The 16,216-nt window shown below is 64.7% G+C and carries 20 protein-coding genes; 10 read left to right on the plus strand and 10 right to left on the minus strand.

What is annotated here, in order from left to right; all coding sequences use genetic code 11:
• Nucleotides 1–188: 188 nt before the first annotated feature.
• Nucleotides 189–1,433, minus strand: a complete 1,245-nt coding sequence (locus E2484_RS09245) for an inorganic phosphate transporter (protein ID WP_137284909.1) — start codon at nt 1,431–1,433, stop codon at nt 189–191.
• A gap of 168 nt (nt 1,434–1,601) precedes the next feature.
• Between E2484_RS09245 and E2484_RS09250 the strand changes: the two genes are divergently transcribed.
• Together E2484_RS09250 and E2484_RS24855 are read left to right on the plus strand one after the other, a co-directional pair.
• The gene (locus E2484_RS09250) at nt 1,602–2,045 is read left to right on the plus strand and encodes a potassium channel family protein (RefSeq protein WP_137284910.1); all 444 of its coding nucleotides are present in this window, start codon (nt 1,602–1,604) and stop codon (nt 2,043–2,045) included.
• A gap of 135 nt (nt 2,046–2,180) precedes the next feature.
• Nucleotides 2,181–2,339 (plus strand): hypothetical protein, encoded by a 159-nt coding sequence (locus E2484_RS24855; protein WP_170977276.1) that lies wholly within the window; start codon nt 2,181–2,183, stop codon nt 2,337–2,339.
• 67 nt (nt 2,340–2,406) lie between these two features.
• On the opposite strand, the gene E2484_RS09255 is transcribed toward E2484_RS24855, so the two are convergent.
• The gene (locus tag E2484_RS09255; RefSeq protein ID WP_137284911.1) at nt 2,407–2,706 is read right to left on the minus strand and encodes a hypothetical protein; all 300 of its coding nucleotides are present in this window, start codon (nt 2,704–2,706) and stop codon (nt 2,407–2,409) included.
• Nucleotides 2,707–2,808: 102 nt separating this feature from the next.
• Nucleotides 2,809–3,600, minus strand: coding sequence for an HpcH/HpaI aldolase family protein (locus E2484_RS09260; RefSeq protein WP_137284912.1), 792 nt, complete (start codon nt 3,598–3,600; stop codon nt 2,809–2,811).
• Nucleotides 3,601–3,751: 151 nt separating this feature from the next.
• On the opposite strand from E2484_RS09260, the gene E2484_RS09265 reads away from it, so the two are divergent.
• The gene (locus tag E2484_RS09265; protein ID WP_137284913.1) at nt 3,752–5,149 is read left to right on the plus strand and encodes a dihydrolipoyl dehydrogenase family protein; all 1,398 of its coding nucleotides are present in this window, start codon (nt 3,752–3,754) and stop codon (nt 5,147–5,149) included.
• A 21-nt stretch (nt 5,150–5,170) separates the two neighbouring features.
• Here the strand turns inward: E2484_RS09265 and E2484_RS09270 are convergent, their stop codons facing one another.
• Nucleotides 5,171–6,073 carry a Vms1/Ankzf1 family peptidyl-tRNA hydrolase gene (locus tag E2484_RS09270; protein ID WP_137284914.1) on the minus strand — a complete coding sequence of 301 codons (903 nt, stop codon included), beginning with the start codon at nt 6,071–6,073 and terminating at the stop codon, nt 5,171–5,173.
• Nucleotides 6,074–6,392: 319 nt separating this feature from the next.
• Between E2484_RS09270 and E2484_RS09275 the strand changes: the two genes are divergently transcribed.
• A complete protein-coding gene (locus E2484_RS09275; protein ID WP_137284915.1) occupies nt 6,393–6,926 on the plus strand; it encodes a DUF5815 family protein in 534 nt (177 codons plus the stop codon).
• Between the two features lie 126 nt (nt 6,927–7,052).
• Nucleotides 7,053–7,274 (plus strand): hypothetical protein, encoded by a 222-nt coding sequence (locus E2484_RS09280; RefSeq protein ID WP_137284916.1) that lies wholly within the window; start codon nt 7,053–7,055, stop codon nt 7,272–7,274.
• 75 nt (nt 7,275–7,349) lie between these two features.
• On the opposite strand, the gene E2484_RS09285 is transcribed toward E2484_RS09280, so the two are convergent.
• The gene (locus E2484_RS09285) at nt 7,350–8,309 is read right to left on the minus strand and encodes a YegS/Rv2252/BmrU family lipid kinase (protein ID WP_137284917.1); all 960 of its coding nucleotides are present in this window, start codon (nt 8,307–8,309) and stop codon (nt 7,350–7,352) included.
• A 55-nt stretch (nt 8,310–8,364) separates the two neighbouring features.
• Here E2484_RS09285 and E2484_RS09290 point away from each other — a divergent pair, with 55 nt between their 5' ends.
• Entirely contained in the window at nt 8,365–9,084 is a 720-nt protein-coding gene (locus tag E2484_RS09290; RefSeq protein ID WP_137284918.1) for a CehA/McbA family metallohydrolase, read from the plus strand.
• Between the two features lie 219 nt (nt 9,085–9,303).
• Nucleotides 9,304–11,127, plus strand: coding sequence for a cupredoxin domain-containing protein (locus tag E2484_RS09300; protein WP_170977277.1), 1,824 nt, complete (start codon nt 9,304–9,306; stop codon nt 11,125–11,127).
• Between the two features lie 434 nt (nt 11,128–11,561).
• On the opposite strand, the gene E2484_RS09305 is transcribed toward E2484_RS09300, so the two are convergent.
• Nucleotides 11,562–11,975 carry an Lrp/AsnC family transcriptional regulator gene (locus E2484_RS09305; protein ID WP_137285346.1) on the minus strand — a complete coding sequence of 138 codons (414 nt, stop codon included), beginning with the start codon at nt 11,973–11,975 and terminating at the stop codon, nt 11,562–11,564.
• Nucleotides 11,976–12,077: 102 nt separating this feature from the next.
• On the opposite strand from E2484_RS09305, the gene carA reads away from it, so the two are divergent.
• Both carA and E2484_RS24860 read left to right on the plus strand, forming a co-directional pair.
• Complete coding sequence (gene carA / locus E2484_RS09310; protein WP_137284921.1) at nt 12,078–13,148, plus strand: glutamine-hydrolyzing carbamoyl-phosphate synthase small subunit; 1,071 nt, start codon at nt 12,078–12,080, stop codon at nt 13,146–13,148.
• A 182-nt stretch (nt 13,149–13,330) separates the two neighbouring features.
• Complete coding sequence (locus E2484_RS24860; protein ID WP_170977243.1) at nt 13,331–13,507, plus strand: hypothetical protein; 177 nt, start codon at nt 13,331–13,333, stop codon at nt 13,505–13,507.
• 24 nt (nt 13,508–13,531) lie between these two features.
• Here the strand turns inward: E2484_RS24860 and E2484_RS09315 are convergent, their stop codons facing one another.
• On the minus strand, nt 13,532–14,524 hold the full coding sequence (locus tag E2484_RS09315; RefSeq protein ID WP_137284922.1) for a metallophosphoesterase family protein: 993 nt from the start codon (nt 14,522–14,524) through the stop codon (nt 13,532–13,534).
• Nucleotides 14,525–14,841: 317 nt separating this feature from the next.
• Between E2484_RS09315 and E2484_RS09320 the strand changes: the two genes are divergently transcribed.
• The gene (locus E2484_RS09320) at nt 14,842–14,949 is read left to right on the plus strand and encodes an antitoxin VapB family protein (RefSeq protein WP_137284923.1); all 108 of its coding nucleotides are present in this window, start codon (nt 14,842–14,844) and stop codon (nt 14,947–14,949) included.
• A gap of 3 nt (nt 14,950–14,952) precedes the next feature.
• Here E2484_RS09320 and E2484_RS09325 read toward each other — a convergent pair whose 3' ends face one another.
• From E2484_RS09325 to E2484_RS09335, 3 genes are all read right to left on the minus strand, one after another.
• On the minus strand, nt 14,953–15,366 hold the full coding sequence (locus E2484_RS09325; protein ID WP_137284924.1) for a DUF7124 domain-containing protein: 414 nt from the start codon (nt 15,364–15,366) through the stop codon (nt 14,953–14,955).
• Nucleotides 15,367–15,481: 115 nt separating this feature from the next.
• A complete protein-coding gene (locus E2484_RS09330) occupies nt 15,482–15,724 on the minus strand; it encodes a hypothetical protein (protein WP_137284925.1) in 243 nt (80 codons plus the stop codon).
• Between the two features lie 136 nt (nt 15,725–15,860).
• On the minus strand, nt 15,861–16,097 hold the full coding sequence (locus E2484_RS09335) for a DUF7120 family protein (RefSeq protein WP_137284926.1): 237 nt from the start codon (nt 16,095–16,097) through the stop codon (nt 15,861–15,863).
• Nucleotides 16,098–16,216: the final 119 nt, after the last annotated feature.

The raw sequence follows: 16,216 nt of genomic DNA on the forward strand, positions 1-16,216 counted from the left end.
CGACGACCGACAACGCGGGTGAGATCACCCAGAGAACGACGGTTCAAGCCGTGAGCTTGGGGTCGAATAGACTTTCGGCAGACACTTCTTCGGTGCGTTCCTCCCCCGATTCGCGCCACGCCGCCGTCAGTAGTCTGCTGCTCGTCGGGACGAAGAGCTTCACCTTCTGCAAGTTCTCCAACTCTCGCTCACAATAAGAATGCGAATACTGGATAGGAAGCGGCAACCGATAGTGCTGGCGTCAACACCCAAAATACGACAATACGCTTGGCTGCTCTCGGGTCGAAGAGACTTCGCTCGTCGAGATCAGCCGGTCCTTCCGCGCCGATATCCGGCACGTCCGGTATCTCCTTCGGTTCGTCCATCGGTTCCTCATGTCGGGCAATATCTCCGATTGTCGGGCTCACGGGGGCTTCCTCGACGCGTGAGGTGACCAACGCTCCTGTCGAGACCTCTAGGTCGGGATTTTCAGGCGCAGGTGTCGCCAGTTCTGCCAGTGTCGCCGCTCGACTTGCCCGACCCCACCCGAGCCCGATAATCGTCGATGTCGTACTCACCGCTAGACTCGCAGGTATCCCAAAATAGGAGAGGATCGTGATGACTGTGCCACCCACGACGGAAACGATCAGCGACGCGAGGATTGGGAGTTCCGTAATATCGTCTCCGACCGTCTCCAGCGTGCGGCGGGCAATGGTGAAACTTCCCAACCCGAAGGCGAACACCGCGAGCAGGACCCCCTGATTGACCGTGAGTGATCCTCCCTCACCAACGAGGGGAGCCACGGCGTTCGCCGCGTTTGACGCACCTGCGGAGAACGCCATGTAACAGGCAATGACGACCACCGAGAGCGATCCAGCGATGTCCTGTAGTGACGCATTCCGATTAAATCGCGGACGTGGAATCGATCCCGAGCGGTCGAGTTGGATGAGATGGAGATCGAACTTCGTGAACGCTACGTAGCGATCGAGATATGGGTAGATGTAGCGGCCTACCACGACCCCGATGGTCAAACTGAATAGCGGCGCAATAATCCACGCCGAAACGATGGTAAACATGAGTGCCTGATTGAGTGTTTCAGACGCAAGACCGAGCCCAACGATGGCGCCGACAGCCGTCATCGAGGTTGAGGCTGGAACGCCGTAGAGATTCGAGATGAGTAGCGACGCGCCGGTGAAAAACAAGACGGCGACGCTTGCGACAGGTGTGAACTGGGTTGCAGGCACGATGCTGCTACTCATTGTTGCGATGACGTTCCGACCAACAGTCCACGCACCAAGCAGGGCGAAGCCGACGAACAAGCCCCCCGCGGTCGTCTTCCGAACGAGGCGTGAGCCGACTGCCGGACCGAATGCCACGCCCGTCGATGACCCACCAATGTTGAACCCGACGAATACAGCGACAACGACACCAGCTACGGCTAGTAGTGACACCATTGTACCGTTCCTCACTCACAATGGACTATCTCTCGTATATAATTCCCAGCATCCGCTCCGGGTTGCGACAGAACGTGGACACATACTTACGTCTCGAAGCGCGGAGGAGTCAATCTTCTCGGGGCTGCCCGTGCGCGTCGATCAAGTCGGTCGGCCTCGCGGAGCACGATGGAGACGCTCCGGGATGCTGGCGTCGGACAGGCCGACGCAGTGATTACCACGGCTGATACCGACTCGACGAACGTGATGGTGTGTCTCCTCGCAAAACGACAGGGGATTACAGCTGTCGTCTCGGTCGTCCACGACCCCGATCATATGGCCCTCTTTGAGGAGATTGGCGTGAATACCATGCAGAATCCACAGCGATTCATCGCTGAATACTTCTTCCGTGCTGTCATGTGCTCTTCGATTGTCGATTACATGCCCGTCGGTGACGACGCCGAGGTACTCGAGATTCGGGTCGACGAAGATGCACCTCTCACGGGAAAGACCATTCGAGACGCGGGGCCGACTTCACCTCGTTCGAGACGCATCTCCATTACGGGACGGACGTCGCTGAGACTATCTACGACGCCTGCGAGGAGGTGGATGCGACGGCGGTCGTCTTCGTAACCCGCGATACGAGCCGGTGGAAACGACTGTTGACTGGAGACGTGGCACTAAACCTGATTACGGAAAATTCTTATCCGGCCGTCGTGCTTCCTGAGGTCGAATCAGAAACGGAGCCAAACCACGAAGGAGGTGAGCATGCGTAGCTCACCGCGTGCTCGCCACCAATCTATGTACGTCATCATCGTGAGTGCGGGCGAAATCGGGATGCCCCTCACTGATTTGCGACTCGCGCTGGCCACAACGTTGTCGTCATCGAACGAGACGACGGCCGGGCCGACGATTCTAACCGAGTAGTGACGACGATTCTCGACTGCAGTACCGACGTTTTGGGACGCCACCGGAGCGTCCGGCCGAGAACTCGTTACGGTCCCGCCCCCGAATCGTCCGGCGTGTCTTCCAGAAGCGTCTCGGCCCGTTCGCGGAGCGATTCCGGTACGTCCCCGTCTTCGGCGACTTCGCGGAGCATCGACTTACACTGCGGGTGTGCCAGACCGGCCAGCGCTTGCTCCCGGTACGTCTCGTCGAGGTCGTCCTCCCGGGCGAGGTCCGCGAGTTTGTCGCAGTCGTTCGCGGTTTCGAGTTCGCCGATTGCCCGCTCTCGGGCCGCCGCGTCGCTCGACGCGTCGAGTGCGGTCTCGTAGTTGTCCTCGGGTGTACTCATGCGGAACAACGGCTATTGGACATCGACCACGTTATTCCTGCGGGCCGACGGCGTTCCCGACTGTTCTACTCCCCGACCGAATCCGCGGTGGTGGCCACGTTCTCACTCGCCGGTCCGATAGCCGTCGAGCCACGACGTGACCACCTGCTCGACGGCCCCGGTGGTACTCCCGAGATTCAGTATCTGGTACCCCGAGTCGGCCTTCTCGTTCACGTCGTCCATCCCGAAACCGAGTCCGCCGACCGGGACGTCGGCGTCGAGGCTGGCCTCGCGTATCTCTTCGACGGCGTCCTGCACGTCGGGGTGGTCCGGTTTGCCGGGGTGGCCGAGAGAAACGGCGAGGTCGAGCGGACCGACGAACACGAAGCCGAGTTCCGGCACGTCGAGTATCTCGTCGAGATTGTCGACCGCGGTTTGGCTCTCTATCGTCACGCCGACGAGTGTCTCCTCGTCCTCCGTCTGAACGTAGTCGTCCGTCGTCCCCCAGCGACTCGCCCGCGGATTCGCGAACCCGCGCTCGCCCGCTTCGCCGTCGTACCGAAACCGCGAGGCACGGACCACTCGCCGAACCTCGTCGGCCGTCTCGATTCGAGAGACGAACAGGTTCCGGACGCCGGCGTCGAGGGCCTTCCGCACCAGAGCCGGGTCGGGCGACGGCAGTCGAACCAGTAGTTCGGTCTCGGTCCCGTCGACCGCGCGAAGCAGGTCGTCCAGTCGCTCGCCGTCCAACGGACTGGGCCCGCCGTGTTCGAGGTCCAACCAGACGAAGTCGAGACCGAGTTCGCCGTAGAACTCCACGAGCGTCGGACTGTACGCGTTGTCGAGTACGCCGAGCGCGACCTCCCCGTCGTCGAGCGTGCGGCGCAGTTCGTTGGCTTGCGGTGACTTCCCCATGAGACGGGGAACGAGAGAACGTTCCATAAGCGTGATTGCCCGAGCCGTCCTGCGGGAACGAGGGCGCCATCGACGACTCGCCGACGCGGAGGTGACGCGACCCTGTCTAACGGCGAGGAGTTTCTTTGTCCTCGCTCGCGTCACTGGATGCATGACCGAGTTCGATCTCGTCGTTCTCGGCGGCGGAACCGGGAACGCCGTGGCGTCTGCGGGGGCCGAGGAGGGACTCGACGTGGCGCTGGTCGAGCGCGACCGACTCGGAGGAACCTGCCTCAATCGGGGGTGTAACCCCTCGAAGAAGCTGATTCACCGGGCCGACGTGGCCGAGACCGTCCGGCAAGCCGGGTCGCTGGGCGTCGAAGCCAGCGTCGAGGACGTCGCCTTCGCCGACGTCGTGGACGACGTGAACGCCACGATAACGGCAGAGGCCGAGTCGAAGGCCGAGACCGCCCGCGAGAGCGACCGCCTCACCTTCTTCCAGAACGAGGGCCGATTCGTCGGCGAGCGAACCGTCGAGGTGGACGCCGACGGTGGACGCGAAGAGATCACCGCGGAGAAGATCGTCCTCGCTGGCGGGTCGCGACCCCTGATTCCCGACGCCATCGACGGGACCGACGAGGTGGACTTCCTGACGAGCGCCGACGCCCTCCGCCTCCGCGAGCGCCCGGACCGCCTCGTGATCGTCGGCGGGGGTTACATCGCGGCCGAGATGGGCCACTTCTTCGGTGCGATGGGTGCCGAAGTCGCCGTCGTGAGCCACAGCGACGTGCTGGTGAGCCGTGAGGACCGGGACGTGGCCGAGTTCGTGACCGACGCCTACGCCGAGAGGTACGACGTCTACACCGGCTACGGCGCGACCGAACTGGTCGAGGAGGGCGACGAGAACGAGGGCACCAAACTCGTCCGGGCCGAGCCCGAGGACGGCGAGCAGATCGAGGTCCGCGGCGACGAGGTGTTGGTAGCGACCGGCCGCCGGCCAAACTCCGACACTTGGAACGTCGAAGCCGCGGGCATCGACACCGACGAGAAGGGGTTCGTGGAGACCGACCGGTTCCTCGAAACGTCGGTCGACGGCGTGTGGGCCATCGGCGACATCGCGGGCAACTACATGTTCAAGCACTCGGGCGACAAGGAGGCCGAGTACGCGGTCCGGAACGCGGTCCGCGGCGAGCGCGCGTCGGTCGAGTACCCCGGCATGGCCCACGCTATCTTCGGGTCGCCGCAGGTCGGGAGCCTCGGGAAGACCGAGGGCGACCTCGACCGCGAGGAGTACGACGTGGGGACCTTCGCGTACGACGACACCGCGCTCGGGGTCGCACTCGCGGACGACGGCTTCGCCAAGGCCATCGCGGCACCCGACGGCGAGATACTGGGGTTCCACGTCGTCGGCCCCCACGCCTCGATGCTGGTCCACGAGGTCGCCACCGCGGTCTCCGCGGGGGCCGACGCCGACCGCCTCGCGGAGACGATTCACGTCCACCCGGCGCTCTCGGAGGTCGTGCAGGGCGCGTTCCGGGAGGTTCGGGGGCACCCGCCGACCGGAATCTGAGGCGGTCGAAAAACCGAACTTTCAGATTCGATACAGCCGAGTCGCCCAGAACTCGTGGAACGCGTCGTCCAAGGCCTCTCTGGGCTTTCCGGTCGCGTCCACGGCGCGGGTAACGTCGGCGCGCTCTTCGAACTCGCCCAGGAGCGTGCGCTGGCCCACGACGAAGAGGCGGTCGGCGTCGGTCTCCCGGAGGGCGTCCTCGACGGCGTCCTCGCACTTCTCTACGTGCTCCTCGATTTGGGCGTCGCGTCGGCGCTCGAACCGACCCTGCGAGAAACCGCCCTTCGAGTGGTCTCCCTTCACGTCGCTCTCGAATCCCTCGAACTCGCGGCGCTCGCGGCCCTCGTAGGTGCCGAGCGCGAACACGTCCGACCGGACCAGCGCCAGCACGAACCCGCCGGTCGGCAGGAACCACTCGCGGTCGATGCGGAAGCCGTCGCCCCACTCCGCGAAGGGGTCGGGCGCGACCGGCGGCGCGAGCGCGGCCCTCACGAGGCCGGCGTCGTCGGTGACGGCGAGGCAGGGCGCGGCCCGGCCGACCAGCGCAGCGTGGTCGCCGAACGCGGATTCGACGGCCTCGGGCAGGTCGCCGTCCCCCACCATCGCGGTCAGCGCGCCCTCGGGGTCGGTCTCGACGGATTCGAGTCGAGCGAGGACCTCCGCGAGTCGGTCGCCGCGGACGGTCTCGGCCGACCTGAAGTCGAGGTCGGCGTCGTCGGTCTCGGTGCGTTCCACGCGGTCTTCCAACTCGGTGATGCGGTCCTCCAGCCGGTTGACCCGCTCCTCGGCGGCCTGACGGGCGGTGGCGGCCTCGGCCCGGCGCTCTTCCTCGGCCTCCAGTTGGCGTTCGAGGTGGCGCTTCTCGTCTTCGAGGTCGGCGATGCGCTCCTTCAGCTCTGCGCGCCCGAGCAACTCGTCGAGCATTCGCCGGAAAACGCGAGTGGAGGCTTCTTGTAGTTTCTGTTTGGCGCGAGTCGGAACGGCGGGCGACGAACGCAGACCCTCTCCGCTCGGTCCGCATCGGTCTCGGCAGGGGCGGTCGTGAGATTTTCGCCAGCGCACGACGAGGCGAAAGCGTTCACCGACAGCCGGGAAGACAGGAATACATTTCCAAAAGAATTAGAAAGTTTGCTTTCAGAATTGTACGTGTTGTCAGGGGAGTATCCGCCACGCCCGAGCAGGCAGGGACGTCGGCGTCGGGAGAGTCGCGGTTTTTAAACGTCCCGAACGCCAACCCCGTCGCATGGCAGAACCGCGCGTTCCGGGCGGTCGGGGGGCCGAAATCGACCTCCCCTGCGGCGAGTCGGTCTACGTCCACGACCTCGACATGGGCATGCGCGAGTACGAGTGTGCGTGCGGCCAGAACCACGCGGTCGTCACGGACGTACATCCGCCCTCGCGCTTCGTCCCCGAGTTCCTCGTAGAAGTTCTCCGGGCGACCGTCGATACCGACGACGACCTGGGCGAGTTCGGTACGCCTCACGTCATGGGCGTCGTGTTGGAAGAGTTCCCCGAGGAAGTCGTCAGCGAGAACGTCGAGGACGACCAGGACGTCGGTTACGCGCTGGTCTGGTTGACCGACTTCGACTCGCGCCGCCTCCACGAAATCGTGGTCGAACTCCTCGTGGAACTGATGGAACACGCCGTCAGTCACGCCGACGACGACAGCGCGATGGCCCAGTTCGAAGACGACATGCTCGACTTCGACGTGGCGGAGTTCGTCGAGCAGTACCGTCGAGAACGGGATTTCTCCGGCCCGCACGACCAGGCGGTCTGACGCTCGTTCCTCACCGATACGTCGGCCGACCCGATATTTATTTACCCAAGAACAAATACTAATAAACGTCTGACGCACGTCTGACTGAAGGTTAAGTGGGAATCGGACGCATACGAAAATAGACGTATGGCCCAGTGTGCGAGGGATTACGAGCGGATACGTACCGTCCTCGCCGAAGCTGACGCCGACGAGCCGTTGACCGCGCGCGAAATCCTCCAGTTGCTCGAAGCTCACGGCGAAACAATCGAGAGTGCCCACCGCGTCGCCACCGTCCTCGGGCGACGCGCGCGCGACGACGACGTTACGGTCATCCAGTCGTCGCCGTATCGGTACCGACTCGAAACGTAGTCGGACGACCGGATCTCGGTCCGGGCGATTGTACCGCAGTCCGGACGACCGCATCTCGGTCCGGACGACCGAACCTCAGTCCGGGTCCGGTTCGTAGCTCTCGCCGACGCAGAGTTCTACGGTTCGCTCGCCGGTCCCCATCGTCAACGACTCGTAGGACTCCGTCTCGCCGTCGAAACTGAAGCCGACCGGTTCGTCGCGTCGCACGTCCACCCGGAGTTCCGACGCGAAGAGATTGGTGACGTGTTCGGTCTCGTCGCCGAACAGTCGGTGAATCGTGGCCTCCTCCAACAGGTTGGTCGCCGGGGTCTGCTCGATTATCGTCACCTCCAGCAGGCCGTCTTCGCAGTTGGCCTGCGAGCGCCCTTCCGCGGGGAACCGACGGGCGTTGCCGACAAGAACCATCACGGCCTCGCCCGACCACGTCTTGTCGGTGTCCGGACAGCTAGCCTCGACCGTCAACGGGAGTCCGTCGAACTCCCTGACCGCCCGGAGTCCGGTGACGACGTAGGCCAGCGTGCCGAGTCGGTCCTTCAACTCCGGCGTGGTCGAGGCGCTGGCCTCGGCGGTCAACCCCGCGATGCAGGAGTTCAGAAAGCGTTCGCCGTCGGCAGTCGCCACGTCGATGCGGCGGCGCTCGCCCTCGGCGAGGACCTCGAAGGCGTGTTCGACGCCCTCGATGCCGAGGTTTCCGGCGAAGTTGTTGCCCGTTCCGACCGGGACGACGCCGAAGGTCACGTCGTCGAGCGCGTCGGCGGCGTCGAGACCGCGGAACACCTCGTTGACGGTTCCGTCGCCGCCCGCGGCCGCCACGAGGTCGGCCCCGGACTCCGCGGCGAGGCGACCGAACGTGATTCCCTCGCCGCCGTCTTGGGTCTCCAGCACGGTGAACCCGGCTTCGTCGGCTATCTCCCGCACCCGTTCGCGGTGGTTCCCGTTCCCGCTGACCGGGTTGAGAACGAGTATTCGGTCGTTCGGGTCGCCGCCGTCGGCGAAAGTCGCCTCGCCCGTGGGTCGTCCCCCACTTTCGGGCATGTGACCTCGATTTGGGGGCAGAAAGCCAAAGGTCTACTGGCTACAAGGATTCAGCGTGTACACGGTCGACCTTCACGCGCACACTCGATTCTTCCACGGCCACGAGCGGGCCGCCCACTACTACGACCCGCTTGGGGTTCGCCTGCTGGCAGGGGCCGCCGAGTGGCGGGGACTCGACGGGGTGGCGCTGACCAACCACGACTACTTCCGGTCGTTCGACCTCGGCGGTTCCGGGCCGGGCGGCCGGTTCGCGGGGACGATTCCGGGCATCGAGGTCACGACGACTCACGGCCACGTCTTGGTGGTCGGACCGGACCCGCCCAGAGAGACCGACCCCGGCGAACTCACGCCCGAGGAGGCCGTCAAACTCGCCCACGACCGCGGATGCGCGGCCGTCGTCGCCCACCCGTACCGCAACAGCACCGTCCGGCAGGTCGAGGCCGACTTCGACGCCATCGAGGTCAACGGGAAACATCCCCGGACGGAGGAGTGGGCCCGAAAACTGGCCGAGAGCCACGACCTGCCGCTGGTCGGTGGAAGCGACGCCCACTATCCTGTCGAGGTGGGCCGGGCCTACACCGAAATCGACGCCGACGAGTTCTCGCCGGAAGCCGTGGTCGAGGCGATACGGGATGGTCGAGTCGAACCGCGGGTCCACCAGGGACCGTTCGATAGGGGACTGCGGACGCTCTACCGGCGCGTCCACGAGGGAAAGGGGAATCTTCAGCGACCAGACTGGTTGGAGACGCCGGGCGTTGGCGACCCCCCGAAGTAAGCATCAGCTACGTTTCGGGTCCGCTTCGGAGGCTTCCCGAGCTCGTTTCAGAGGTTCGTTTCAGGGGTTCGCTACGGACGGTTTTCGGTTCGTTTCAACGGATAGTCGAATACGAAACACGTAGTCGAACTTAAACACGTAGCTTCGTTTCGCGTTTCGGCTACGAATAGCATCTAATTAACTAACCCTCAATCTCCCAAGTCTCGAACCGAAACGTAAATGAGACGAACGACGAGAGACGAGTCTTCGGACGCGGAGCGAAACGACGACGACGGCTGCCTGTCGATGGACCGACGCCGACTGTTACAGGCGGCGGGCGTCGGGTTCGGTGGTCTGTCGCTCGCCGGATTCGGCGGCGAAGTCGCGACTGCCCAGACCGACTCCGCCGACGGCCCGTTCGAGCGGACGTACGCAGGCGGGACGGTACACCTCGGACAGATCCGGGCCGAACAGGCCCGCGGCGAGGCGCCCGGCTCGGTCGGCGCGTCGAGTCCGGGCGGTGACGATACGGCGGCCGACCTGCGGCGGACGGCCAGCGAAGGGTCGGGCCGACAGCCACCGCGGCGGGCCGCCCAGGAGTCGAACGCCGACGACCCCGGCCCGCTGACCGCCAGAACCGAGTACGACGGCGTGAACGCCGAGCAGACGCGCGGCGGCGTCCCCTCCGACTCGCAGGTCGCCGCGGGCGACGGGAAAATCGTCCACGCCCTCAACCAGCAGGTCGCCATCTTCAACAAGCAGAGCGGGCGACGTGAACAGCAGATACGCCTCGAACGACTCTGGGAACCGATCATCCCCGAACCCGAAGGCGGGTTCGTCTACGGCGAACCGTTCGTGTTCGACCCGCGGGCGCGCTACGACCGGGAGTCCGACCGGTTCGTCGTTGCGGCGACCCAGTACGAACCCGGCCTGACGACCGACGGTGAGTTAATCGACCGCGAGACGCTCGAAGAGGGCGAACTCGAGGACGAACAGGTCAGTCGCTCGCCGCAAGGCTGGTGGGTCGTCGCGGTGTCGGCCACCAGCAACCCGAACGGTAAGTGGTACGTCTACCGCGTCCCGCCGCTGAACAACGAGGGCCTCGTGGACTATCCGATGCTCGGACTCGACCGCGACGCCATCTACCTCACGCAGAACTTCTTCGGCGAGGTGTTCGAGGTGACGATGATCACCCTCGACAAGGCCGCGATGTACGCCGGGGAGGACGTGACCACTCACCACTTCACGGGGATGAGAGACCCGAACGCCGACGGGCTGACGTTCACGGTTCAGCCAGCACTTCAGCCGTTCTCGGGCGGAAGTTCGGGGACGTACTATCTGGTGAACAGCGACTTCCCGGTACCGGATTCCGGCACGCTCACGCTCTGGGAGGTGACCGACCCGACCGGCGACCCGGCGCTCGACTGCTACACGCTCGACGTGGACCCCTACAGCTACCCGCCGCCAGCGCGTCAGAAGGGCGGCGACGAGACCGACTACGTGGACACCATCGGCACGCGCCTGATGAACGCCGACTTCGACGACGGGTCGCTGTGGACGGCCCACACCATCCAGTACGACTGGGACGGCGACGGGCGCGCTGTCGCGGCCATCCGGTGGTACGAAATCGACGTGGCCTCGCGGTCGGTCGTCCAGAGCGGCGTCTACGGCGAATCCGGAACCTCGTACTACATCCCGACGGTCGGGGCCGACGACGGCCGGATGGTCATCGCGCACGACCGGAGCGGACCCGACACTTACGTCCAGTCTGTCGTCTCTGGCCGGACCGCCGACCACACGCAGGGTGAACTGGAGGACTCGCTTCTCGTGCAGGACGGCGAATCGAACTACGACTTCGGCGAGGGCTTCGGCACGGTCGGCAACCCCCTGCGCTGGGGCGACTACAACGGCGTCTCGGTGGACCCCTCCTCCGGGACCTTCTGGACCGTGAGCCAGTACTCGCCGGACGTGGAGATTCCGCCGGAAGCCGACGAGCGCGACCCCTACCACACCCGCATCGCCGAGGTGTACTTCGACGACGACGGTCTGAGCGAGAGTAACTGACCACTCGGCCGGAATCGGCGCGAGCAGTCCAGATTCCAAGTATCGTTTTTTCCGGGTTCGAGTATTGTGTCCTTGGTCCCGGCGCGCGCTGGCGCGCGCGGTCTTCAGGAGCGAAGTGACTGAAGGCTCGTCAGAGCGTGCCTCTGACGGTGAACGACTGAGCGAAGCGAACGAGGGGGATGGGGAGGTGTGAGGCCGTCGCGATGCGGAGCGGTGCAGTTGCGGTACTGTGCGGTTGCGGTAACTCCGTTGCTCAAGGAGTAGCTAGCTTCTTTGCTCACCCTGAGAAATCGTTACGTCTCTGCTCACTCCGAGAAATCGTACACCCCAATCCAGTTCAGGTTCACAGTTCGGCGAAGCAGATGCCAGTGACCCCGACTTCAACGAAGCAGACGCTCGACTCCACCAACCTACGGAACGACGCCACTGGAGCGTTATCCTAGTTTCTCGTCCAGAATCAGCCTCGTCTTCGTATTCACCACTTCCTCTAACTCCCGCGCCTTCGAAATCAGTTGATTCACGCTTTGCGTGTCCGCCGCGTCCACGACCAGTACGATGTCCTCCTCGCCCGAGACCTGCCACACGAAGTCTACCTGTTTCCAGTCGGCCACGCGCTCGCCGAGTATCGAGGTGTTCACGTCTACCGCCACGTCGAGTTCTATCATCGCCTTCACGTTGCCGGTCCGGGTGGTGACGGTGAATCGCTCGATGACGCCCTCGTCGGTCATGCGCTCGACGCGATTGCGGACCGTCCCCTCGCTGGTGCCGACCTCCTCGGCGATTTCGGTGTAGGGTTTTCGGGCGTCTCGGCGCAGGATGGCCAGGATTTCGCGGTCCAGTTCGTCCATCGAGATGTGACAGTAGACGGGGACGGTACTTGACAATTACGAAATTCGTAATCTCGCTACGAAAGCAAGGTTTATACCCCGCCATTCCGTATGAATCTCGTAATGTCGGCCGCATACGTCGCACTGGAGGGGGGCAGCGTCGTAGAGGCGCGCTGTCGCGCTCCAGGCACGTCCCACGGGGAACTGGTATTCACAACCGCGTACACTGGGTACGAAGAGAGCCTGACCGACCCCTCGTACGAGGAACAGGTCCTGACGTTCTCGTACCCGCTTATCGGAAACTACGGCGTCCGAGACGAGCGATTCGAGGACGACCGAGTTCACCCGCGCGCGGTCGTGGCCCGCGAACTCACCGACGACGTGGCCGAGTGGCTCGAATCCGAGGGTGTCCCCGCCGTGGACCACCTCGACACCCGCGACCTCGTGGGTCAGATCCGCGAGGGCGGCGCGATGAAGTGCGGCATCTCGGCCGGACCCGACGCCTCGCCCGAGAAGGCCAAGGAAGCCCTCGCGGACTGTCCGGGCATGAGCGATCACACCGACATCGGCGCGCAGGTCAGCGTCTCCCGCCGGAAGACGTACGACGGCGGCGACGGCCCCGACGTGGCGCTCGTCGACTGCGGCGCGAAGGGGTCCATCGTGGAGTCGCTGCTCGAACGCGACGCGACGGTCCACGTCCTCCCCTACGACGTGACCCCCGGCGAAGTCGCGGAGTTAGATCCCGACGTGCTGTTCGTCTCCAACGGGCCGGGCGACCCTGCGAATTTCGAAGCCGCCCAGTCGCTCGTGGAGGAGTTCGTCGGCGAGGTTCCGCTCGCGGGCATCTGTCTCGGCCAGCAGATCGTCGCCCGCGCGCTCGGTGGCACCACCGAGAAGATGGCCTTCGGACACCGCGGCGTCAACCAGCCGGTTCGGGACCTCCGCTCGGACAAGGTCGTGATGACGACGCAGAACCACGGCTACACGGTCGACGAACCCGGCCCGAAACTCGACGTGACGCAGGTCAACGTCAACGACGACACCGCGGAGGGACTGGAGAGCGACGACTTGCAGGTCCTGACTCGCCAGTACCACCCCGAAGCCAACCCCGGCCCGCACGACACGCTGGGCTTCTTCGACGACGTGGTGGCGATGGCGGGCGACGAGTGTCGAACGCCCGTGGCCGCCGACTGACTAGCGAGCGGTTCCCCCGACGTTGCTCTTTTCGTGCGTTCGTTCGCGTAGTGACTGCTGTTTCGTCCGCTCGGCTTCGACTTGTTCTGTCGCCCGGGTCGCAGTCACGAAGTCGCTCCGCCGGAGCGTCCTCGCCTCGTTCGCGTCAGATTTACATCCGCGGTGGGAGAGTCGTCGGTACGATGGTTCCGGAACTGGTCTTCGGCTTTCTGGTCCTCGTCGCGGCCTCCTACGTCGGTACGACGATGGCGCTCAGGGGCTTTTTCGGCCGAGAGCGCTACGTGTCGCCCTTCGGGAACGAGTCCGATGCCTCACCGAGAACTGACGACCGGTCCGAGGACGAGACGGAAGACGAGTGAGAAGCTTCGGCGGCGAGTCGAGCGTTATCGCTCGTCGGCCAGCGGCAGGTCCGCCAACTGCGCCTCCACCATCTCGGCGATGTCCGCGCTCCGGTCGGAGTGGTTCCGGGCGAGGTCGCGGGCCTCCTCGACGCCCTCGGGGTCGGCCACCGGAACCATCTCGAGGGTCGTGCCCTCGGGACCGACGCTGGCGAGGACGTACGCCTGCGGGAACGACGAGAGCGCGGGACAGACCAGTCCTCGCACGTCGCCCGAGACGGCCGCGGGCAGGTGGACGTGGCCCGAGAGGTGGAGGGCGTCGTGGCCCGCCAGCGCGTCCACGAGCGCGGGGGCGTCGCCGACCGGCGGGTGCGGCGCGTAGCCTGACTCACCTACTGCGGCGTCGAGACCCGGCAAGTTGTGGTGGCTCACGACGACCGCGGCGTCGGTCTCGGGGAGCGTCGATTCGAGCCACGCGAGTTGGTCGTCGGAAATCGCACCGTCGTGGGTGGCGTCGAGTTCGCCGTCGGGCGCGGACGCCGAGTTCAGTCCAAGTACGTCCACGCCGCCGAACTGCTTCCGGAACGGGAACTCGTCGGGCGCGAACCGGTCTTCGAACTCGGCGACGGGCGGCGTGTCGTGGCCGTCGAACGCCTTCGGCACGTCGTGGTTGCCCGGCACGGCCACGAACGGGGTGCGGAGGTCCGCCAGTACGTCGGCCACGCCGTCGAAGTCCGCGCGTCTCCCGTCCTCGGTCAGGTCGCCCGCGAACACCACGCCGTCCACGTCGCGGTCGTTCACGTCGGCGACGGCGGCCCGGAGGTGGGCCTCCGTCCGGTGATAGGCCTTCCACGTCCCGTCCTTCTCGGTCGAGAGGTGCGGGTCGGCGATTACGGCCAACGTGGTCTCGGTGTCGGTCCGCGGGCGCTCGAACCGGGCCAGCGTGACCGGTTCGGAGTGAGAGCTGAGTTCGGAGATTTCGGCGCTTTCGGGCGTCGCGTTTCGTCGGTGGAAGACGCCGCTTCCTCGAGCAGTCATCGTTAGTCGTTGGTAGCCGATTGAGACGCTTAAACGTAGCGCAGAAAGTATATATTTGACACCCGAATCTATATAGGATGGGTCGGTTCGGGTGCTCGGAAGACGCCGTCGGCCGCGGGTCCTCACGGCAACCGAAAAACGGCTTTCGGCCGGAAACAGAGCCTTATATCCTGTTTTCAGTTGCTTCTAACAATCAAAAATATCGTCCACCGTCGGCTATCGGGCGTTCGTACCTGGTGCGACGAGACCGAGCGGCGGGTAGTGGACACGCGCGAAGGTTCAAATACTAGGGTGAAACAATCCGGAGATACCGGACGATGGCGAAGAAAATCTGCATTTCCCGCGAGGCTCACGAGCGACTGAAGGCCCTCAGACGCGACGGAGAGACGTTTTCGGAGGCTATCCTCCGACTCGCTACCGAGTGAGGCTCACGGCCAGTCGTCGCGCTGGTCCTCTTCGACCGCGTCCGCGTCGTCGTCGGCCCCTCCGGCGAGTTGCCACTCGGCGGCCTCGGCGGCCGCTGTGACGTCGAGGAACTCCCACTCGTACTCGTCGGCGAGGTCGCTGTCCGCGTCGGTCGTGCCGACGAAGACGTGACGGTCGGTGTCGAACTGCTCGCGGACGCTCTCGAGACTCTCGCCTTTCCCCTTCGGGCCGGAGAAGAAGTCCTGCCGGATGCGGTTCTTCCGAGTGAAGTTCGTCACGACGTAAGTGGGTTTGTCCGAGACTACGCCGACGTACTTGCTCCACCTGCGGGCGTCGTCGAACACCGCGCCGGGTTCGGCCAACTCCTCCAGCGCCGAGAGTTCGAAGGCGAGCGTCATCTCGCCGCTTCCGTTCATACCATCTTCTCGGCCCGTGGCGGGCAAAACGCCTTCGGTCCGGAGCTACGTTCCGAGTCGAGACGCGGAACGGACGCGAAACGTAACCCACGCGCGACCCGGACTCGCGCCCGACTCAGGCGAGTTCGACTCGGAGATACTCGGAGAACACGACCACCGGTTCGTCGGCGAAGAGAGTGGCGATTTCGGGCGTCACGGCGACCGTTCCCCGCCCGTCGTACTCGGCGAGCAACTGCTGGGCGCGCTCTGGTAACTCGTCGAAGTGCCGCACCGGCGCACCGGCCGGCACGGTCGCTGTCGGACGGAGGCGAAGGGTTCGCCAGTCGCTGTCGGTTCCGGAAGTCGTATTCGAGGACATTGTGCTACATGGTACCAATTGTCGCAGAGTATCTTAAACCTTCTGGCGAGTGGAACCAACGGGTCAGGGAGATAGATACGCTTCGAGGAGCGGAGTACCGAAAAGCAGTTTCGGGGACCGAGCGGCGAGAGAGCGGTTAGAACCGGTAGCCTTCGTCTTCGTCGCCGAGCGAACGCTCGGTGGTCTCCATCATCTCGTCGGCGAACTCCATCTCGTCGCGGGTGTCGCTCTCCATCGTAGTCTGGTACTCCTTGATGCCGAGCGACAGAATCTCTTCGAGGGCTTCCTGGCGGTCGACGAACTCCTCTTGGGTGACCAACTGGTCGATCTGCATGTCCACGTCGTCCGACAGGGCGATTTCGAGTTGGGGCATGTACGTCGGGTAGCAGTTCCAACTACTACAACGTTTGGTTGACCCGCCGTTTTGCTCCGACCGGCGAGTCGTCCGACCGACGGTCCGACTCCCGGCGACTACAGTTTTGGGCGTCCGGG

This window comes from Halorussus salinisoli (assembly GCA_005239435.1).
Classification (GTDB): Archaea; Halobacteriota; Halobacteria; order Halobacteriales; family Haladaptataceae; genus Halorussus; species Halorussus salinisoli.